18 protein-coding genes are annotated in these 18,604 nt (G+C 62.7%); 10 read left to right on the top strand and 8 right to left on the bottom strand.

What is annotated here, in order from left to right:
• Positions 1 to 410: 410 nt before the first annotated feature.
• Positions 411 to 695, bottom strand: coding sequence for a hypothetical protein (locus NKI95_RS34465; RefSeq protein ID WP_502909212.1), 285 nt, complete (start codon positions 693 to 695; stop codon positions 411 to 413).
• Between the two features lie 846 nt (positions 696 to 1,541).
• Complete coding sequence (locus NKI95_RS20130; protein WP_352719022.1) at positions 1,542 to 3,386, bottom strand: aminopeptidase P family protein; 1,845 nt, start codon at positions 3,384 to 3,386, stop codon at positions 1,542 to 1,544.
• A 244-nt stretch (positions 3,387 to 3,630) separates the two neighbouring features.
• Here NKI95_RS20130 and NKI95_RS20125 point away from each other — a divergent pair, with 244 nt between their 5' ends.
• Positions 3,631 to 3,768: a hypothetical protein gene (locus NKI95_RS20125; RefSeq protein ID WP_352719021.1), complete on the top strand. Its 138-nt coding sequence runs from the start codon at positions 3,631 to 3,633 to the stop codon at positions 3,766 to 3,768.
• Positions 3,769 to 3,807: 39 nt separating this feature from the next.
• Here the strand turns inward: NKI95_RS20125 and NKI95_RS20120 are convergent, their stop codons facing one another.
• Together NKI95_RS20120 and NKI95_RS20115 are read right to left on the bottom strand one after the other, a co-directional pair.
• Positions 3,808 to 4,680 (bottom strand): 50S ribosomal protein L11 methyltransferase, encoded by an 873-nt coding sequence (locus NKI95_RS20120; protein ID WP_352719020.1) that lies wholly within the window; start codon positions 4,678 to 4,680, stop codon positions 3,808 to 3,810.
• Positions 4,681 to 4,691: 11 nt separating this feature from the next.
• Complete coding sequence (locus NKI95_RS20115; RefSeq protein WP_352719019.1) at positions 4,692 to 5,270, bottom strand: SCO family protein; 579 nt, start codon at positions 5,268 to 5,270, stop codon at positions 4,692 to 4,694.
• Positions 5,271 to 5,475: 205 nt separating this feature from the next.
• Here NKI95_RS20115 and NKI95_RS20110 point away from each other — a divergent pair, with 205 nt between their 5' ends.
• The 3 genes from NKI95_RS20110 (at position 5,476) to NKI95_RS20100 (ending at position 7,221) form a co-directional block, all read left to right on the top strand.
• Entirely contained in the window at positions 5,476 to 5,964 is a 489-nt protein-coding gene (locus NKI95_RS20110) for a CreA family protein (protein WP_352719018.1), read from the top strand.
• Between the two features lie 96 nt (positions 5,965 to 6,060).
• Positions 6,061 to 6,702 carry a DapH/DapD/GlmU-related protein gene (locus NKI95_RS20105; protein WP_352719017.1) on the top strand — a complete coding sequence of 214 codons (642 nt, stop codon included), beginning with the start codon at positions 6,061 to 6,063 and terminating at the stop codon, positions 6,700 to 6,702.
• Positions 6,703 to 6,789: 87 nt separating this feature from the next.
• Positions 6,790 to 7,221, top strand: coding sequence for a low affinity iron permease family protein (locus NKI95_RS20100; protein ID WP_352719027.1), 432 nt, complete (start codon positions 6,790 to 6,792; stop codon positions 7,219 to 7,221).
• 45 nt (positions 7,222 to 7,266) lie between these two features.
• On the opposite strand, the gene NKI95_RS20095 is transcribed toward NKI95_RS20100, so the two are convergent.
• On the bottom strand, positions 7,267 to 8,130 hold the full coding sequence (locus tag NKI95_RS20095) for an SDR family NAD(P)-dependent oxidoreductase (protein ID WP_352719016.1): 864 nt from the start codon (positions 8,128 to 8,130) through the stop codon (positions 7,267 to 7,269).
• 129 nt (positions 8,131 to 8,259) lie between these two features.
• On the opposite strand from NKI95_RS20095, the gene NKI95_RS20090 reads away from it, so the two are divergent.
• Positions 8,260 to 8,541, top strand: coding sequence for a hypothetical protein (locus NKI95_RS20090; RefSeq protein ID WP_023721174.1), 282 nt, complete (start codon positions 8,260 to 8,262; stop codon positions 8,539 to 8,541).
• Between the two features lie 122 nt (positions 8,542 to 8,663).
• Here the strand turns inward: NKI95_RS20090 and NKI95_RS20085 are convergent, their stop codons facing one another.
• Positions 8,664 to 9,239 carry a TMEM175 family protein gene (locus tag NKI95_RS20085; RefSeq protein WP_352719015.1) on the bottom strand — a complete coding sequence of 192 codons (576 nt, stop codon included), beginning with the start codon at positions 9,237 to 9,239 and terminating at the stop codon, positions 8,664 to 8,666.
• Between the two features lie 156 nt (positions 9,240 to 9,395).
• On the opposite strand from NKI95_RS20085, the gene NKI95_RS20080 reads away from it, so the two are divergent.
• Positions 9,396 to 10,601, top strand: a complete 1,206-nt coding sequence (locus NKI95_RS20080) for an MFS transporter (RefSeq protein WP_352719014.1) — start codon at positions 9,396 to 9,398, stop codon at positions 10,599 to 10,601.
• Between the two features lie 9 nt (positions 10,602 to 10,610).
• Here NKI95_RS20080 and NKI95_RS20075 read toward each other — a convergent pair whose 3' ends face one another.
• Positions 10,611 to 12,083, bottom strand: a complete 1,473-nt coding sequence (locus tag NKI95_RS20075) for an MATE family efflux transporter (RefSeq protein ID WP_352719013.1) — start codon at positions 12,081 to 12,083, stop codon at positions 10,611 to 10,613.
• 191 nt (positions 12,084 to 12,274) lie between these two features.
• Between NKI95_RS20075 and NKI95_RS20070 the strand changes: the two genes are divergently transcribed.
• Complete coding sequence (locus NKI95_RS20070; RefSeq protein ID WP_352719012.1) at positions 12,275 to 13,063, top strand: L,D-transpeptidase; 789 nt, start codon at positions 12,275 to 12,277, stop codon at positions 13,061 to 13,063.
• 142 nt (positions 13,064 to 13,205) lie between these two features.
• Here the strand turns inward: NKI95_RS20070 and NKI95_RS20065 are convergent, their stop codons facing one another.
• The gene (locus NKI95_RS20065; protein WP_352719011.1) at positions 13,206 to 14,684 is read right to left on the bottom strand and encodes an esterase-like activity of phytase family protein; all 1,479 of its coding nucleotides are present in this window, start codon (positions 14,682 to 14,684) and stop codon (positions 13,206 to 13,208) included.
• 248 nt (positions 14,685 to 14,932) lie between these two features.
• Here NKI95_RS20065 and NKI95_RS20060 point away from each other — a divergent pair, with 248 nt between their 5' ends.
• Genes NKI95_RS20060 through NKI95_RS20050 form a run of 3 tightly spaced genes read left to right on the top strand, consistent with a single transcriptional unit; the run spans position 14,933 to position 18,602 of the window.
• The gene (locus NKI95_RS20060) at positions 14,933 to 15,922 is read left to right on the top strand and encodes a TIM barrel protein (protein WP_352719010.1); all 990 of its coding nucleotides are present in this window, start codon (positions 14,933 to 14,935) and stop codon (positions 15,920 to 15,922) included.
• A gap of 37 nt (positions 15,923 to 15,959) precedes the next feature.
• Positions 15,960 to 17,018 carry a sugar ABC transporter substrate-binding protein gene (locus tag NKI95_RS20055; protein WP_352719009.1) on the top strand — a complete coding sequence of 353 codons (1,059 nt, stop codon included), beginning with the start codon at positions 15,960 to 15,962 and terminating at the stop codon, positions 17,016 to 17,018.
• Positions 17,019 to 17,075: 57 nt separating this feature from the next.
• Positions 17,076 to 18,602 (top strand): sugar ABC transporter ATP-binding protein, encoded by a 1,527-nt coding sequence (locus NKI95_RS20050; protein WP_352719008.1) that lies wholly within the window; start codon positions 17,076 to 17,078, stop codon positions 18,600 to 18,602.
• Positions 18,603 to 18,604 lie beyond the last annotated feature (2 nt).

Genomic DNA, 18,604 nt, shown 5'->3' with positions numbered 1-18,604 from the left:
CATCACAAGGTGTCCACCTATTTTGGTGGACACCTCATGCATCAGAGCACTCAACAGCAAAAGGTGCGGGGAAATTCGCGCTTACAATAGGACCGACCGGACCAGCCGCTTGTCGATCGGGGCGTGCGGCGGCGGTGCTGACCGCGCTGGCCGGCAGCCCTGAGCACCGGACCGGCGGAATGAGCAGTCTTGATCGCTGCCGGCCTAGTCTCGCCACACGCGGCGGACTGACCACGATCTTTTAGGCGGCTGCCGCCGTGCTGATGTCGCGAGGCAGTTCGTCGGATAATGGACCGACTAAGTACGTTGCGCTCGAAGACTGCAAAACGGGTCGTCCTGGTCAGAAGCTTGTCTGCCTTCAAACACACCGCTGCCATGCATCGACAACGCGGGTCTGCCGCTGATAGCCACTACGCAACGAGACGGCGTCTTATTTCTGATTCAATTTGGAGGATTGCTGTCGACCTCAGCGCATTACCAAGGTGCATCATCGAGTTCACCGCCACGCGCGGAATCTGTGCCAGTACCAAGCGTCCATCATTTGTTACAAGCGGTCCCGAATAGAGAATCCCCACAAGTTTCAATCTGGAGGCGCCAAGCATATAACTGTTCTGCTTGCGATCAAAATATCCGTTGCGATCATACAAGAAGATAGGGGAGCCAGAAGAGCCCGGAAAGCAGGCCATATCTACCATGAATTCCTCCTTCCCATTGTATTTCTTGGAGAGCGCTGAAGCTGTAATCCCTCTGCGAACGATAGGAAGATTGTTCACTTCGTCAGAGATTCCTCTTGGGCATCCAATCATTGTTACGTCTTCGATCGCATCGAAAAACTCCCAATCCTGAGGCTCTGGGATGAGACTCGGATCAATTGAACGAAAGAACAGCGACGTGCCGGCCTCATATGCCTGATTCAGAATAGGACCAAATATGAGTGCACAGAGGTCAACGTCAGCGGCTGGATGATGAACTACGAACTCCGGCCGGTTGGCGATGGTGCAGGGGAGGAAACGTCCTGACGGAGTGTCTCCCTCTGCGATGTGACAAACCGCAGTGACCGCGGTTGCCCGTTGAGGACGTGCTTGTTGGTTATCAGGACTATAACATTGCGGCCCCCGTCGAACGGGAAGCTCATAAAGAATCCTGTGCCTGTTGAGCTGGGGACGCCATTGCTAGAGCTGGTCAGCTTTACCGTGGAATAGAGAAGTTGTTCGGCCATTGTGAGTGTCATTTGAATGAACTAGCCTTTCGAAAGTATGATTTGCGGGCACCGGATGAATATGACCCATATCGACATGTGGTGTCGCCATCCCGAGCGGTGTTAATTAACTGGGACGCCGATTGACTAGCCCCACCAATAATCGACGAAACGGAATGGGCGAGGCACTCGGCATGAAGGGCGTTCGCTCATCATTGAATGCACCACCCACGCCATTGAGTGCACCCACGCCGCCCGAACCCACAATCCTGTATTTGCCCATCCTGATCGCCCCCGCGCTCCGCCTGTCCACAGGTCGACGCGCCCCATCATCCTTCCACAATCAGATTTTTGCGTCGTGCGGCAGCGGGGCGGTTGCCTCCTCCAGCCAGGCCAGCGTTTCGCCGTCGAGCATCGGTCCGATCTCGGCCAGCACCCGCGCATGGTATTGGTCGAGCCAATGGAGCTCGTCACGGGTTAAAAGGTCCGACCGGACCAGCCGCTTGTCGATCGGGGCCAGCGTCAGTGTCTCGAAGCCATGCATGGCGATGTCGCCGCCCTCGATCGCTTCAGCCGGCGTCACCAGGACGAGGTTTTCGATGCGGATGCCGTAGGAACCTTCCTTGTAATAGCCGGGCTCGTTGGAGACGATCATGCCGGCCAGCAGCTTTTCGGTGCCGGTCTTGGCGATACGCTGCGGGCCCTCATGCACGGCAAGATAGGAGCCGACACCGTGCCCGGTGCCATGGGCGAAATCGCAGCCGTGTCTCCATAGCGCCAGGCGGGCTATGGCATCGATTTCGGAGCCGCGCGTGCCCTGGGGGAAGCGCAGTATGGAGATGCCGATCATGCCCTTCAGCACCAGCGTGAAGCGCTCGCGCATCTCCTCGGTCGGCGTGCCAATCGGCACCGTGCGGGTGATGTCGGTGGTGCCGTCCTGGTACTGCCCGCCGGAATCGAGCAGGAACAGCTCGCCATCCGCCAACTTGCGATTGGTGGCGCGGGAGACGCGGTAGTGCATGATGGCTCCGTTAGGACCAGCGCCGGAGATGGTATCGAACGACACGTCGCGCAGCGGTATTTGCGTTTCTTCGCCGGTCTGACGGCGCGTCTCCTCAAGCCTGGTGACAACGGCGATTTCGTCGAGCGTGCCGGGCTTCTGGCGGTCGAGCCAGCACAGCAGCTTGGCGACCGCAGCGCCGTCGCGGCGATGCGCGGCGCGTGCGCCGGCGATCTCAGCTTTGTTCTTTGTTGCGCGTGGAATTCGGGCCTGATCGGGCGCGGCAATGACGGTGCCGCCATTATCCTCGACCAGCATCCTGAGCTTGTCCGCCGCTAGAACCGGGTCCAGCGCGATTTTTGCGCCGCCCTTGGCCAGGGTGACGATTGCCGTTTCGAATTCACCTGGTTCGTGCAATTCGGCGAGCTGCGTCAGGTAGGCCGCGACGGTGCGCGAAAACTTGCGCTGGTCCATGAAAAGCAGATGCGAGCCGTCGGCGGCGAGCACGGCAAAGCCGAGCGCCAGCGGTGTGTGCGGTACGTCCCCGCCACGAATGTCGAAGGCCCAGGCAATGGAGGAGGGGTCGGTCAGCACGGCATGGGTGGCGCCGTCCTTCTCGATGGCCGCCGCCAGCCGCACCAGCTTGTCCTTGGCCAGTTCGCCGGCAAAGCCGATCGGGTGGATCTCGACCGGCGCCAGTGGCGGCCCGGGCTGGTCCTGCCAGATGGCGTCGATCGGATTTTGTTCGAGCGGCACCAGTATCGCGCCTGATTTCTCGGCCGAGGCTTTCAGCGCCTTGACGTCACTGATCGTATGCAGCCACGGATCGAAGCCCAACCGCACGCCCTTGCCGAGATTGTCCTTGATCCAGTTGGCCGGCGGGTTGTCGACAAGGCTCTCGATCGAAAAGATGTCGAGATCGACTTCCTGGCGCACCTGCAGCGTGTAGCGCCCGTCGACAAACATGACGGCGCGCTCGCCAAGCACAATGGCGACGCCGGCCGAGCCGCTGAAGCCGGTCAGCCATTTCAGCCGTGCCGAGCGATCGGCGACATATTCGCCCTGGTGCTCGTCGGCACGGGGCACGATGAAGCCATCCAGCCCGTTCGCCGCCAACCATTGGCGCAGCATTGCCACGCGCGGCTTGCCAACGGCCGGATCGCCGGCGGAATCGAAGGTCTGGAACATGTGGGCTCTCCTCGAATGCTGGCGCGACCGTAGCGCATGACCTCGAAAATCGGAATCGATTTTCGGAACGATCATTCCCGGCCGCTGCAGTGTCTTTTTGCGCATGGAGGCCATGCAGAATCGGCGATTTCAAAAAGCGTCAACAGGGCTTACCTTCCCCACGTGGAGGAAAGAGTCCTATTGCCCTGCAAAGGAGACCGTCATGTCCACGATTTCAGCCAGACGCGGATTTTTCAGAAACGCCATGAACGCGCTGATCGAAGCTCGCCAGCGCGAAGCGGGCCGGTATGTGAGCGGCGTTCTGCTTGGCTTTGACGACGAAACGCTGAAAGCTCACGGCTACGATCGCGAAGAGCTGAAGAAAGCGGCGAACTCGCGCTAGGCTTGAGGAAATTCCGGCTTTGCTTGAAAGCGTTGCGCCTCAGCACTTGAGATGGATCGTCACCCAGCCCTCGCGGTGCAAGGTGCGGACGTGCCGGAATTTCTGGCCGACATAGGCCGCGATTACCGCATCGCGCTGGCGCTCGAGGATGCCCGACAAAAGGATCGAGCCACCGAGCGCGATATGCCCGGCCATTTGCGGCGCCAGACGCATCAGCGGCCGCGCCAATATATTGGCGACGATCAGGTCGAAGGGCGCACGCGCGGCAAAGATCGGATGATGAAAACCGGGCGCCGCCACCGTTTCGACGAGCCCCTTGACATGGTTCAGCCGCGCATTGGCGGCGGCCACCTTGACGGCGACCGGGTCGATGTCGGTCGCCAGCACCCGAATATGCGCGAGCTTGGCCACTGCGATGGCGAGCACCGCACTGCCGGTGCCAAGGTCGAGCGCGTTGCGCGGATGCTCGCGCCGTACGACCTGCTCCAGCATTTCGAGGCAGCCGGCGGTGGTGCCGTGATGGCCGGTGCCGAAGGCAAGGCCGGCCTCGATCTCGATGGCGAGCTCGCCGCTGTGGCGCTTCCTGCGGTCATGCGCGCCATGGACGAAGAAGCGCCCGGCCCGCACCGGCTTCAATCCCTCCAGCGAGCGAGCCACCCAGTCGATGTCGGGCAGCGCTTCGCGCGCTATCGGTTTCGACAGTGACAGTCCGGCAAGGATGTCCCTAAGCTGCGCCTCGACCGCATCGACGTCGTCGTCGGCATAGAGCGATACTTCGTGGATGTCGCGGTCCTCGTCGACCTCGATCACCGCAATCGGCAGGCCCTCATCGTCGAACGCCGCACCGAGCGCCGCGAAGATGCGATCAGCCTCGATCTTGCCCGCGGTGAAATACAAACGCGTCTGCGTCATTATCGGATATGTCAACCTTCCGCCGCCAGCCGTTTGAGCTTGGCGATGGCGGCGTCCGGGCTTTCGCCATAGGCAATGGTGCCGGCAAAATCGCCCTTGGCATTGAGCAGCAGCACCGAAGCGGTGTGGTCCATCGTGTAGTCGCCGTCGTTCGTGTCGACTTTCTTCCAGTAGATGCCGAAGGACTTGGCCATGGCGTGGACCTTGTCCGGATCGCCGGTGATGCCGAGGATGCGATCGGAGAAATTGCTGACATAGGTGTTCATGATTTCGGGCGTATCGCGCTCCGGGTCGACCGTAACGAAATAGGCACGCAGCTTCTTGCCGTCGTTGCCCATCGTCTTCAGCCAGCCGGCCAATTCGAAAAGCGTGGTCGGGCAGACTTCCGGACAATGGGTGAAGCCGAAGAAGACGACGCTGGGGTGGCCGCGAAAGGCAGCTTCGGTGACCGGCGCGCCCTTCTGGTCGACCAGCGTGAACGGCGCTCCGAACGGCTCGCCGCCATAATGTCCGCGGTACCAGTCGAAGGTGAGCCAGCCGATTCCGGCAGCCATCAGGACGAGAATACCGACCAGAATTGAACGCATCATCAGTGAAGTCCGTCGTTATTTCCATCGGGCGCCGGATTGGCGCCGTGAAGGCCCTGGCTTGGCGAACACTCTTAGCGGTTCGGTCGCGCTGACGCAAAGATGTCGCGTTGCCGCAACTGGCAATGCTGTGGGAGGCGATCTGCTTGCAAAGCGCTGCCGTTCGTCCCACCTGAGGTCGGCAAAATTCGAACCGCAGGAGGCCTCTTTGCGAAAACTGATTGGCGGCGCGTTGGCCGCATGCCTTGTCATTGGTGCTGGCGCGGCCGCCGCCGAGGAAGTCGGCAAGGTCGGCGTCGATTGGCTCGGCAACGACATCATCGTCGAGGCGATCAAGGATCCGAAGGTCGAGGGCGTGACCTGCCACGTCTCCTATTTCGACCGTGGCATGATCGACCGCCTGCAGAAAGGCAACTGGTTCGAGGACCCGTCCGATTCTTCGATTTCCTGCCGCCAGACCGGGCCGATCACCATTGGCGACATCGACATGAGCGAGGCCGGCGAGGAGGTGTTCAAGCAAGGCATCAGCCTGATCTGGAAAAAGCAGGTGGTGAACCGCATCTACGACAAGGCCAACGAGACGCTGATCTACCTGTCGCATTCGCGCCAGGTGCAGGATGGCTCGGCAAAAATGTCGGTCACCACTGTGCCGCTCTACGGCCAGAACGTGGTGTCGACCAGCGGCAAGCCGAAATAAAGACTTAGGGTGCTACAGCGTCCTTGGCGCGTCCAAACGGATGCGCGGCGCTGCACTCGGCTTGCGAGACTATGCGCGCGGGCGTAAAGCGCGCGCATGGACCGTCCCGAACACCTTGTCCTGAAGGATCCCGAGCCGCGCATCCATCCGACGGCCGAGTTGAAGGCGTGCAAGCTTGGACGCTACGCGTCGATCGGCGAGCGGGTCATCCTGCGCGAGGTGGTGGTCGGCGACTTCTCCTACTTCGAGCGCCACGCCGAGGCGATCTATACGACGATCGGCAAATTCTGCTCGATTGCCGCCAACAGCCGCATCAATGCGCTGGAGCATCCGGTCGAGCGGCTGACGCAGCACAAGATCAGCTATCGGCCCAACGAGTATTTCCGCTGGCTGGGTGTAGATCAGGCGTTCCGCGACCGGCGGCGGGCGAAAGCCGTCAGCATCGGCCATGATGTCTGGATCGGCCATGGCGCCGTGATCATGCCTGGCGTAGTGATCGGCAACGGCGCGATCGTCGGTGCCAACGCGGTGGTGACGCGCGACGTGCCGGCCTATGCAATCGTCGCCGGCGTTCCGGCCAGGCCAGTGCGGCAGCGCTTCAGCGCGGAAACTGCAGCCCGGATCGAACGTCTCGCCTGGTGGGACTGGCCGGTCGAGAAACTGGCCAGGGCAGTTCCCGACATGCAGGCCTTGCCCATCGAGGCTTTCCTCGACTGCTGGGAAAACGACGCCGCCTGATCGTTGCGAGCGCGGCGCGTGCGCGGTTTGACCGTGAATTCCTCCTCGCAGGGAACTCGAAGCAGTTGCCGATTGTTTCTCCCTGCCATGATCGAAAAGCTGTTCACCAGGATCGCCAACTATATCGCCCATCTTGCCGGTCTGCCGCCGACGTTTGCCGTCTGTTTCCTGATCATTGTGGTCTGGGCGGCAAGTGGTCCGGTCTTCGGCTTTTCCGACACGTGGCAGCTCGTCATCAACACCGGCACCACGATCGTCACCTTCCTGATGGTGTTTCTCATCCAGAACACGCAAAACCGCGATAGCGCCGCGATCCAGGCCAAGCTCGACGAGTTGATCCGCGTCAGCAAAGCCAAGAATACCTTTATCGGCATCGAGCACCTGACCGAATCCGAAGTCGAGGAAATCCGCGCCAAATGTGAACGCGCGGCGAAGCGGCACGACGAACAGGTTGCCGACATGGCCGCAGCCAAAGCGGTGGCTAAGAAGCGCAACGCGAAGAAGCACACGGCGGCGTGAGCGAGCTTGTTGTTCGGCTTCCCAACAGCGCGAATCGTCGCGGGATCATTTCATGAATGCTGCAAAGGCTTCCTTGTAGTCCGGGTGCCAGCGCGACAGAGCGGGGCGGTTCTCGATGATGTCGCCAATTGCCCAGGCCATGCGCTTTTCGTCCATGGACCGGGTCGCCTCGTTATCGGGACACAGGATGTAGAAATCGCCGCGCAGCAGCGAGGCCAGCATGAAGTCGATGACCTGCTCGCCCGTCCAGGCGCCGGCCGGCTTTTCGGTCGCACCTTCGGTTAGGCCGGTAAAGGTAAACCCGGGAATGAGCAAATGCGCCGCGACATTGGCGCCGGGCTCGTTGCGCAGCGCGTGTGCAAGGCCCTCGGTATAGGTCTTCACGCCAGCCTTGGAGACGTTGTAGGCGAGGTTGCCGGGCGGCGTGGTGATGCCTTGCTTGGAGCCGGTGTTGACGATCAGGCCCGGTTTTCCCGCCGCCAGCATGCGGGGCGCGAAGGCCTCGACGCCATGGATGACACCCCAGAAATTGACATCCAGCAACCGCTTCCAGGCCTCGCGGTTCTCCCAGGGCTTGCCGGGGTTGTTGCCGACGCCGGCATTGTTCATCAGAAGCGAGACGTCGCCGAAGGCGCCGAATGTCTTTTCGGCCAAACGGTCGAGCTCGTCGGCTTTCGAGACGTCGGTGGCAACGGCAAGCACGGCGCTGTCGCCGGCGATGGCGGCGACGGCGTGTCGGGCCTCATCGAGGCGTGCGCCGCCGATGTCGGCCAGCACGATCTTCATGCCCATCGCCGCTAGCCGTTTGGCCGCGGCAAAGCCGATGCCGCTGGCCGCGCCGGTGATGACGGCGACATTACCGGAGGCAAGTGCGGGCAGGGCGGTCTGGATCTCGGCGTTGGTGGTCATGATTTTCTCCTGTTCTGGCCGCGGCGAACTTAGCGCGGAACGAGGCTCGCGCAAGCCGATGCCGGCATCTTCGGGTTGACCGCGTCGGCGGGCGCTGCGCATGCTGACATCGAAAAAGGAGACTGACGATTGACCGACTGGATCGAGATCCTGAAAGAACAGACCGCAACCGGCGACCAGATGAGCCGCGAAGTGCCGCAAATGCTTGCCAATCCCGACATCAGCGAAGCGCAAGTGAAAACGCTGTTTTCGGCGCTCGAAAAACAGGCGGAGTTCGTCGAAAAGCTGCGTATGGCGCTGGAAAAGTTCGGCCATGATTTTTCAGTGATCAAGGCGGCCGAGCGGCTGGAGGAGCGCTACGCCGACCTTGCCGCCTCGGTAGCGGAAAAGCTGAAAGAAATGCGAGGCTAGAGCCTGTTCCATGCCGATAGAATTCGGGATGGGGCTCTATCGTCTCCATTGACCATGATCTTGTCCGAAAACCGGCATCCACTTTTCGCTGACGCGGTCCTTCGGTTCGGATCATGATCTGTCTATTTCTCGATTAGCCGCTCGAAGCGCCTGTCCGGCACGAACCAGACCATCGCCACCAGGACATAGATCGAGACACCGATCCAGTGATTGACGAAGGTCAGCGCGATGGCGGAAAGATAGAGGACCAGCGAGATCTTTCCCTTGAGGTCATTGCCCAACGCCTTAGCGAAGAGGGTGTCGTTGCCGTGCAGTCGATGCAGGGCGATGGTGAGGATGTTGAAGCCGATGGCGCAGAGCGCCAGGTCGACACCGTAGACGGCGACCGGCACCGGCGCGAAATGGTTCTCACCCATGAAGGCTGTCGTCGCCGGCAACAACGATAGCCAGAACAGCAGGTTGAGGTTCGCCCACAGCACGCGGCCGTCGACCCGCTGCACGGTATGGAACATGTTGTGCAAATTGTTCCAGTAGATGCCGACATTGATGAAGGACAGCACATAGCTGAGGAATATCGGCCAGAGCGGTGTCAGCGCGGAAAAATCCTCGCCATGCGGCACCTTCAATTCCAGCACCATGATGGTGATGATGATGGCGACCACGCCATCGGTGAATGCCTCGACTCGTCCCTTGCCCATGAATCTCCCCTGACAATCCGCTGAAGTTAAAAGAGGATCTCGCTCAGCGCCATCGGCAAAGCTGCCAAACTTGTCAGGAGCAAGTCGGGGAGGGGGAACGGCTGACGCGAAAAAGGCGTTAGGGTGTCAGATCCCGAACAGCAAAAGGTCCGAAAAATGACCGCTCACGCTCAAGTCATGACGCGCGATCACGAACTCGGCGGCCGCGCCGCAGCGGCCGCCGTGGCCGCCATGATCGCGGCTCTTTTCGCCGGCAGCACGGCGCTGACGCCGCTTTACATCATCTACAAGCAGGTCTTCGGTTTCTCGCAGATCACTTTGACGCTGGTCTACGCCGTCTATGTCATCGGCAATCTGGCGGCGCTTCTGATGTTGGGGCGTGTGTCCGATGTCATCGGGCGCCGTCCGATGGCATTGGCCGGGATGGCGGTGGCCGTCGTCAGCGCGGTGGTGTTCCTGTTCGCCGAAAATGTCGCCTGGCTGGACATCGCCCGAATTCTGAGCGGATTAGGAATCGGGGTCGGCGCGGGTACCGGCACCGCATGGCTCGCTGAATTGCTGTCGACCGACGACAAGTCACAGGCGGCGACGATTGCCACCAGCACCAATTTCCTCGGCCTCGGCCTTGGTGCGCTGGGGGCCGGGTTCCTCGCCGAATATGCGCCTTGGCCGCTCAGGCTGACATTCGTCGTCTACCTGGCGATGCTCGCGACTGTAACCCTGCTGGTCTGGCGCACGCGGGAAACCGTTTCGCGGCCGGGGAAACTGGCTGACGTTTCGATGCGGCCGCGGCTTTCCCTGCCCAATGACATCCGCGCAAGTCTCGTTGCGCCGGCGGTGACCGGCTTTGGCGCAATGGCGCTGGTCGGCTTTTATGCAGCACTCGCACCGAGCATTTTGGCGCAGCAGCTGCACGTAATCAACCATGCCGAAGCCGGCGCTCTGTTCTTTGAATTGGCGATCGTGACGGCCGTCACCATTGTAGCGACGGCACGTCTTTCGAGCCGAGCCGCGATGTTCGCGGCGCTTGCGCTGATCCCAACCGTCGCGCTGATTGTTGCGGCGCAGGTCTTCGCATCGATGGCCATAATGATTGCCGGGACCGCCTTGTGCGGCGTGGCCGCAGCGCTCGGCTATCGCGGCGGCTTGCAAGTGGTGAACGAGATAGCGCCTGCGGACCGGCGCGCGGAAGTCGTCTCGGCCTTCTTCATCTGCTGTTTTTGCGGCAACGCGCTGCCGGTCATCGGCATCGGCGTCCTGTCGACCATGACAAGCGCGACCGTGGCTAGCGTGGCCTTTGCCGGCATGATCGTTATCTTTTCCCTGGTGGCGCTCTGGTTTGGCGCGAAATACGCGCGCTGAGCCGGCCTTTCAGCCGTTCGGCGTCTCGGGCGACAGGTGCGCGCGCTGGCGCGGTACGCCGAGGCCGGTATCCGGCGGTTCGCCGGCAGCCGGCCGGCTCTCGATCATGTGCAGGCTGCGCCAGCGGCCGAAGCGATAATAGGCCGCGGCCAGCGCGAGCGAGGTTATAGAGCCGGCCGGAAAGCTCCACCACAGCGCTTCCTCGCCGATCACGCTTCGCAAGAAATAGGCGAAGCTGGTGCGCACCAGCAGCACCGAGATCACCAGGATGATCAGCGGCGGCATCACCGCGCCGGTGGCACGCACGGTGGCGAAGAGCACGATGGTGATGCCGAACAGGGTGAAGGACCACGACGCGATCTTGTTGATGTGAGTGGCGATGTCGATCGCTGCACTGTCGCTGCCGAGGAAGAGGCTGAGCACCGCGCGATCGAACACGAACAGCAGCGCGACAAGAACGCCGGTAAGCAGAAGGTTGAAGCCGATGCCGGAGGCGGCGATGCGGCCGATCCGGTCCCAGCGCCCGGCGCCGACATTTTGCGCCGCCATGGACGAGACCGCGGCGCCGATGGCGAGCGCCGGCATCTGGATATAGGTCCAGAGCTGTGCGGCTATGCCGTAGGCAGCCGCGACCTGCGAGCCGTACGAGTTGACCATGCCCATCACCGTCAGCGCCGCGGCCGAAACGACGATCATCTGCAGGCCCATCGGCACGCCCTTGAAGACGACAATGCGCAGCAGCGCCGGGTCCGGCCGCAGCAGAGCAAGATTGGCGCCGGCCAGCCGCAGCGGGTGCTTGCGTGCATAAAGCACGATCAGGATGGCAACCACGCTTGCCGTCTGGCCGATCAGCGTTGAGGCGGCCGAGCCGGCGATGCCGAGTTCGGGGAACGGGCCGATGCCGAGGATGAGCAACGGGTTCAAAACGACGTCGAGCACGACGGCCAGCGCCATAAAAAGGAAAGGCGTCCGCGAATCGCCGGCGCCGCGCAGCACCGTCATGACGAAGGAGAGCAGGTTCATCATCGGCACGGCCAGGAAGATGATGCGCAGATAGGAGCGCGCCAGCGGCAAAGCATCGGCCGGCGTGCCGAGCGCATCGAGGATCGCATCGACCCAGATCCAGCCGCAGACCGCGAACACCACCGAGACGAGGAAGAAGAAGGTGGCGCTGGTGCCGACGATGCGCCGGGCTTCGGGCAGGTCACGAGCGCCGACGGATTGCGCCACCAGGATGGTCGCCGCCATGCCGATGCCGAACACCGTGCCGAGGATGAGAAACAGCACGAGGTTTGCATTGGACGTAGCGGTCAGCGCCGCTTCACCGAGGAAACGACCGACCCACACGGCATTTATCGAGCCGTTGAGCGACTGCAGCACATTGGAGCCGAGCACCGGCAGGGCAAACAGCAAAAGGGTACGCGGGATAGGCCCACTGGTGAGGTCGCCGGTCCGCCGGCGCGGGGGCATGTTGTCGTCCATGGCAGGCAACTCGGCGAAGGCTTGTCTGAGTCCGCAATGATTGCCGATTTAACGGGAGAGGTCGATGCGGCGTCGCAAATTCCGCCCGGCGTGCCTTGATCTAAGCATTTCTCAAATCTTCCGGAATCGTATATTGATCCCCACGCGTGGGGCCGCATTTTCCTGGATCTCATGGGTAAGCCGGGGGGCTCATGTCCGATATTCCGTTGTTTTTTGAGCGCCTGAACCGGCGCGCGTTTCTTGGTGCATCCGCTCTGGGCGCGGCCTCCGTGGCTCTTTCGTCCTGCACCACGACGGACGTGGCGGCGCCGCCGGTGACAGCGGCGCCGAGCGAGCCGGCTCTCGGCGATGCGGCAAGCATGTATGCGGCGCGCGTCGACGAGGGCTATCAACTGCCGGCAATCCCGGTGGCCAAGGTCGATCCGAAATTCGTGCGTCAAATCGTGTCCGACCCGACCGGAGAAAAACCCGGCACGATCGTCGTCGATACGTCCGAGCACTTCCTCTATCTGGTGCGCGACGGCGGCAAGGCAATTCGCTATGGCGTCAGCCTCGGCAAGGCCGGTTTCGGATGGACCGGCAGCGCCGTGGTTCAGGCGAGGAAAAAGTGGCCGGTCTGGACGCCGCCGCCGGAAATGATCCAGCGCAGGCCGGAACTGGCGAAATACAAGGACGGCATGCCGCCCGGCCCGCAGAGCCCGCTTGGCGCGCGCGCGCTGTATCTCTTCCGCGACGGCAAGGACACAATGTACCGGCTGCACGGCACGCCGGAGTGGGATTCCATTGGGAAGAACGCTTCCTCCGGCTGTGTGCGCTTTATGAATCAGGACATTATCGACCTCTACAGCCGCGTCGACGGCGTCGTGCCGGTCTTCGTGCGCCCGAACCTGTCGGCTGCCGGGAAGATCGCCGCCGTGTCGAACAGGACGGCCGACCCGATCGATGCCGGCGTGCCAAAGGACGCGGAGATGTTGAGGTAAGTGCCTTCGACGGGATCCTCAGTCGCAGGTTTGCGACGCCTAGGACACCGTCCTTGCGCGGGCGAGCCGCAACTGAAGGGCACGACCTTCAATCGCGCCAGCTTAGGCGGACGCGTTCGGCGCGTCCGCCTGTATGGGTCCGCTACTTCCCGGCGAGGCCGGGAATCGTGACCTGATAAACCAGGAACATGGTGTCGACATCGGCGCCATCCTCGGCCTTGTAGGGCGCGCCTACCTGGAAACCGTCCTGGGTGAGGAAGTCGTTGTCATTGGCGACGAACAGGAAATAGTCGTCGGGCAGCTTTGGGTCGAGGACGCTCACCACCGACATCGCCTCCCATTTCTCCGAAAGGTTGTTGCGGTCATTGGGCGCGCCATTGTGCAGCCCGAAGCGGCCGAACTCGGTCTTGTCGTTGATGTCAATGAACGGCGTCAGCTTGGCCGGCGTCACCGAGGTATCGAGCTCACCTTTGGGCGCAACCGGCTTGTCCTTGTCGAACTCGGTGCCGGTGATGTCGGTTGCCGCCGACACATCGACGACGCTGATCTCGCGATGGAGCGAGGTGTCGCCCTTCACCCCCTGGCCGTTGCCGCTGTCGCGCGCCAGCATCAGGAAGGTCTTGTCCGACAGAGCCACGATTTCGCTCTGCGCGGCAATCTTGGTCTTGCCCTTGGCATCGGTGAACACCGGCAGCGGCACGACATATTCATGCGCAAGCTTGAGTTGGGCCGGATCCGAGGCATCGTAGACCAGCGCGCGCGTGTTCTGGCGCGTCGAAGCGGAATCGCCACCATCTTGTCTGGGTGCCGACTGCAGCACGGCGATCAGGAACTTGCCGTCCGGCGTCAGTGCCATGCCTTCGAGGCCCTGGTTGTTCTGGCGGCCGGTTTCGGGATCCTTCGGATCTGGGTCTGCCGCGCCAGGTCCCGGATTGTCGGACGCGAAGTTCGGCGTCCCGTGACGCATCGGGACAAGCGCCGCCGGCGGCTGCGTTGCCGACATCAGACGCCCATCGGCGGAGAAGCGGTAGATGTTCGGACCGTATTCGTCCGAGATGAACATCGTGCCGTCGGGCAGCCGCACGATCGCCTCGTTGTCGAGCGCAAGCTTGCCGTTGGCTTCGGGCAGGATCGGCATGTCGTCGGTCGCGGCGCGCACGCCGTTGAGCGGATCGAGGCCGGTTGCGTCGGCGCCCTTGTCGTCGGTCAAAAGCATGGTGTCGGCTAAGGTTGCCTTGAGGCCGGACTGTTCCTGGCCGGTGGCCGGTGCCGCACCCGGCGCGATCGGGACGAACTCGAGAGCGATCGTGTTGAGGCGCGGACGGTAATCGGTGGTGCCGACGACATTGTAGCCGCGATCCGGCAGCAGCCACAGCGAGCCCTTATAGCCGTCGGGGCCATGCGTCCAGCCGGCAGCGTCGATCGCCATGCCCGAGCCGGAGCCAAACGTCTCGCCGAACTTGTCCTTCTGGCTGGCCGGGATGCGGCCGACACCGACTAGGGCCTTGTTGACGAAGCTGACGCCGCCGACGGTCGCGGCGTCTTCAGCCGAGGCCGAGGTCAAGGCGGTGAACATCGCCAGCGCGACGGCGAGGGACGCGTTTCGGTGCAGGTTTTTCATGGAAATCCTCTTTGTGACAAAGCTGCCGGGACATGAAAAAGCGCCGCGTCGCATCAAGGATGCCGCGAAAACCTTCGGAGAAGCGATCTAGGACGCGAACATGATACTTGCGTGACAGTGCCGCGTTTGCTTGTCCCCCCGTGGTCGCAACTGGCCTGGGTATGGCGAATTCGTCGCCGCCGAGCGAGCAATTAACAACTTTACAAATAATCATTCTTATGTAAAGTCATGACAATGAAAGGTCCCCGATGACTGCCTATCGTTTCGCCACCCGCCTCAATTCCTTTGCCTCGGGGCCACAGTCCGAGTGGCCCGATCTTGTCGGCAAACCGTCTATGCTGCAAATGGCGGCACGTGCGGCGAAGGTTGCGGAGTTGACCGATCTCGACCTCAACTTCCCCGACCATGTCGATGAAAAGCCTGCGGATATGGCGCGCAAACTCGGCGATTTCGGGCTTTCCATCAATGGCTTCGCCATGCGCTACTACTCTAACCCGGCTTTCAAGCTCGGCGCCTTCACCAATCCGGATCCTTCCGTTCGCCGCGAGGCTATCGACCTGACCAAGGCTGGCATCGACGCCGCGCGCGAGGCCGGCGCCAGCCTGATGACATTGTGGTTGGGGCAGGATGGCTTCGACTACGCCTTCCAGGCTGACTACGCAACACTTTGGCAACACGAAATCGATGGTATTCGTGAAGTAGCGGCGCATGATCCGGGCTGTCAGATCAGCCTTGAATACAAACCCAACGAGCCGCGCTCCTACAGTCTGATGCCCGATGCGGCGACGACGTTGCTGGCCATCCGCGAGATCGGCCTGCCCAATCTCGGCGTGACGCTCGATTTCGCCCATGTGCTCTACGCCGACGAGCAGCCGGCTTTCGCCGCCGCCCTCGTGGCACGGCATAGCAAGCTGCTCGGCGTGCATCTCAACGACGGCTACGCCAAGCGCGACGACGGCTTGATGGTCGGGGCCGTGCATACGCTGCAGACGATTGAGTTGCTCAGGCAGATCCGCCGCGACGGCTACGCCGGCGCCATCTACTTCGACACGTTCCCCGACATGACCGGGCTCGACCCGGTCCACGAATGCGAAGTCAACATCGCGACTGTGAAGCGCATGCTGCGCGTCGTCGATCGGCTGGACGGGGACAATCGCCTGTCGACTGCCGTCGACCGTCAGGACGCGGTCGCGTCGCAGGCCATCATCCAGGAAGCCATGCTCGGGCCGGACAGCTGAGGCCGGCCATCACCGTTTTCAACAAGGGAGGAAGACCATGAAATTTCTGTTTGCCACCGCCACCGCTGCCCTGATGGCGCTGTCCATAGGCTCGGCGTTTTCCGCAGACCTCGCGCCGCTCAATTCCGACACCGAGAAGGATCGCATCGACTGGTCGCAGCTCGAGGCCAAGTTCGGGGCCTTCCCCAAGCTGCCCGAGGGCACCAAGGCGGGTGCGGTCTCCAAGACGCTGACCAACGAATACTGGCGCTCTCTGGGTGAGGGCTACAAGTCGTTCGGCGACCGCATCGGCGTGCCGGTCGTGTATCAGGCGGCGCAGAGCGAGGGCGACCAGCTCGGCCAGCTCACCATCGCCGAAGGCCTGGTTACGCAAGGCTACAACGTGCTGCTCGTTTCGCCGCAGACCGACTCCAACCTGCAGCCGATCATGGAACAGGCCAAGGCCGCCAACGTGCCGGTGGTCAACGTCAATGACGCGGTCATCCCGCAGGCCGAGTACTATGTCGGCAATGTCCAGCGCGACAATGGCGTGCGCGTCGCCAAATGGTTCATCAAGAACCGGCCGGATGGGGGCAAGGTCGCCATCGTCGAAGGCCAGGCCGGCGTCTACGCCGCCGTCCAGCGCACCGACGGCTTCAAGACCACCATCACTGAAGCCGGCAAGTTCGACGTCGTCGCCAGCGTCCCCGGCAACTGGGATCGTCAGACCTCCTACGACGCGGCCACCAACATCCTGCAGCAGCATCCCGACCTGATCGGTTTCTATGCCAACAATGACGGCATGGCGCTGGGCATCGTCGAGGCGGTCAAGGCAGCCGGTCTGCAAGACAAGGTGGCCGTCTTCGGCACCGACGGGATTTCCGATGCCTACGCCTCGATCCGCGCCGGCGAGCTGACCGGTACCGTCGACTCGTTCCCGGTGCTGACCGGCGAGGTGGCGCTGGAATCGGCGCTGCGGCTGGTGGCCGGGCAGAAACTGCCGCGCGTCGTCGCCACGCCGCAGGCGCTGATCACCAAGGACAATGCCGACCGTTACTCCGGCGGTGGCGATTCCGTGCGCAAGGCGCTGCTCGAGGACGCGGCAGCGGGCCAATAGAGCAGGGGCGGCGGGTGCCGGCCTTGGGTCGGCACCCTTGCCTGGAGAACTGAAGCAATGTCAGCGCGGTTGCAATTCGAGGGCATTTCCAAGGTGTTTCCGGCCGTGCGGGCGCTGAGCGATGTGTCCTTTTCGGTCGGCGCCGGCGAAATCCATGGCCTGCTTGGCGAAAACGGTGCCGGCAAGTCGACGCTGCTGCGCATACTGTCAGGCGTCTACCGGCCGACAGCGGGAAGCGTTTTCATCGACGGCAAACCGGTGACGTTGAACAACCCGGTCGCGGCGCGCGCCGCCGGCGTCGCGATGATCCATCAGGAATTACAGCAGGTGCCGCGCCTCAGCGTCGCCCAGAACATGTTTCTCGGCCATCCGCTGACGCGGGGCGGCGTCTTCGTCGCACGGCGCGAGCAGGAGCGCCGCGCTGCGGAAGCCCTGGCCGCCATCGACCCGACCATCGATCCGGCAGCGCCGCTCGGCAGCCTGAAGGTCGCGCAGCGGCAGATTGTCGAGATCGCCCGGGCGCTGCTCGATCGTGCGCGCATCGTGGCGATGGACGAGCCGACATCGAGCCTGACGCCGAGCGAGTTCGAACGGCTGGCCGAAGTCATTGCCGGCCTGGCCCGCGACGGTGTCGCGGTCGTCTATGTCTCGCACAAGCTGGACGAGGTGTTCGGTATCTGCCAACGCGCCACCATCACGCGCGACGGCCTCGTGGTCGGGTCCGTCGATCTTGCGCAGGTGTCGGAAAAGGCCGTCGTTTCGATGATGGTCGGCCGCGAGCTTGCCCAGGAACAGCACCGCTCGCATACGTCCAGTGATGTCAGGTTGAGCGTTCGCGGCCTCGCCTCGGCGACCAAGGTCCGTGACGTCTCGTTCGAGCTGCATCGCGGCGAGGTGCTGGGCATTGCCGGCCTGGTCGGCTCGGGCCGCACCGAACTGCTGCGGCTGCTGGCTGGCGCCGACCGCGCCTCATCAGGCGCGGTTGAAATCGACGGCGAGGCGGTAAAGCTTTCCAGTCCGCGCGACGCGATTGCGGCCGGCATCGGCCTGGTGCCGGAGGAGCGCAAGCGCGAAGGCATCGTGCCGTTGCGGTCGATCTCCAGCAACATGGCGCTGGCCTCGATGGGCGTGTTCGCGCCGCGCGTCCTCATCGACCATCGCCGGCTGAAGCGCGTGGCAGCCGAGAAGATGAAACGCGTCAATCTCAGGCCGTTCCTGCTCGACCGGCCGATCCGCCTGTTCAGCGGCGGCAACCAGCAGAAGGCGATCATCAGCCGCTGGCTGGCGGCGGGAACGCGGATCCTTCTGTTCGACGAGCCGACGCGCGGCATCGATGTCGGGGCCAAGGCGGAGATCTACCACCTGATCGAGGAGCTTGCCGCCGAAGGCCATTCGGTAATCGTCGTGTCGTCCGAACTCCCCGAGGTGATCCGGCTCGCCGACCGCGTGCTGGTCATGCGCGACGGCACGGTCGCCGCCGAACTGGGCCGCGCAAGTCTCAGCGAACACGCGATCGCCGCGCACGCCATACCCCAAACGGAGATTGAGGCCGGCAAGGCTCAAGGCCATCGGGCCGGTGCATAACG

The sequence above is a fragment of the Mesorhizobium sp. M0306 genome (genome assembly GCF_040321655.1).
GTDB lineage: Bacteria > Pseudomonadota > Alphaproteobacteria > Rhizobiales > Rhizobiaceae > Mesorhizobium.
This window is presented reverse-complemented; position numbering and strand designations above follow the sequence as displayed.

Bases quoted from the DNA above. Each gene is read 5' to 3' on its own strand.
- NKI95_RS20125 (WP_352719021.1), top strand. From the start codon at position 3,631: ATGAACGCGCTGATCGAAGCTCGCCAGCGCGAAGCGGGCCGGTATGTG.
- NKI95_RS20120 (WP_352719020.1), bottom strand. From the start codon at position 4,680: ATGACGCAGACGCGTTTGTATTTCACCGCGGGCAAGATCGAGGCTGAT.
- NKI95_RS20075 (WP_352719013.1), bottom strand. From the start codon at position 12,083: ATGGACGACAACATGCCCCCGCGCCGGCGGACCGGCGACCTCACCAGT.
- NKI95_RS20055 (WP_352719009.1), top strand. From the start codon at position 15,960: ATGAAATTTCTGTTTGCCACCGCCACCGCTGCCCTGATGGCGCTGTCC.
- NKI95_RS20050 (WP_352719008.1), top strand. From the start codon at position 17,076: ATGTCAGCGCGGTTGCAATTCGAGGGCATTTCCAAGGTGTTTCCGGCC.
- NKI95_RS20100 (WP_352719027.1), top strand. From the start codon at position 6,790: ATGATCGAAAAGCTGTTCACCAGGATCGCCAACTATATCGCCCATCTT.
- NKI95_RS20105 (WP_352719017.1), top strand. From the start codon at position 6,061: ATGGACCGTCCCGAACACCTTGTCCTGAAGGATCCCGAGCCGCGCATC.
- NKI95_RS20130 (WP_352719022.1), bottom strand. From the start codon at position 3,386: ATGTTCCAGACCTTCGATTCCGCCGGCGATCCGGCCGTTGGCAAGCCG.
- NKI95_RS20095 (WP_352719016.1), bottom strand. From the start codon at position 8,130: ATGACCACCAACGCCGAGATCCAGACCGCCCTGCCCGCACTTGCCTCC.
- NKI95_RS34465 (WP_502909212.1), bottom strand. From the start codon at position 695: ATGGTAGATATGGCCTGCTTTCCGGGCTCTTCTGGCTCCCCTATCTTC.
- NKI95_RS20070 (WP_352719012.1), top strand. From the start codon at position 12,275: ATGTCCGATATTCCGTTGTTTTTTGAGCGCCTGAACCGGCGCGCGTTT.
- NKI95_RS20115 (WP_352719019.1), bottom strand. From the start codon at position 5,270: ATGATGCGTTCAATTCTGGTCGGTATTCTCGTCCTGATGGCTGCCGGA.
- NKI95_RS20085 (WP_352719015.1), bottom strand. From the start codon at position 9,239: ATGGGCAAGGGACGAGTCGAGGCATTCACCGATGGCGTGGTCGCCATC.
- NKI95_RS20080 (WP_352719014.1), top strand. From the start codon at position 9,396: ATGACCGCTCACGCTCAAGTCATGACGCGCGATCACGAACTCGGCGGC.
- NKI95_RS20065 (WP_352719011.1), bottom strand. From the start codon at position 14,684: ATGAAAAACCTGCACCGAAACGCGTCCCTCGCCGTCGCGCTGGCGATG.
- NKI95_RS20060 (WP_352719010.1), top strand. From the start codon at position 14,933: ATGACTGCCTATCGTTTCGCCACCCGCCTCAATTCCTTTGCCTCGGGG.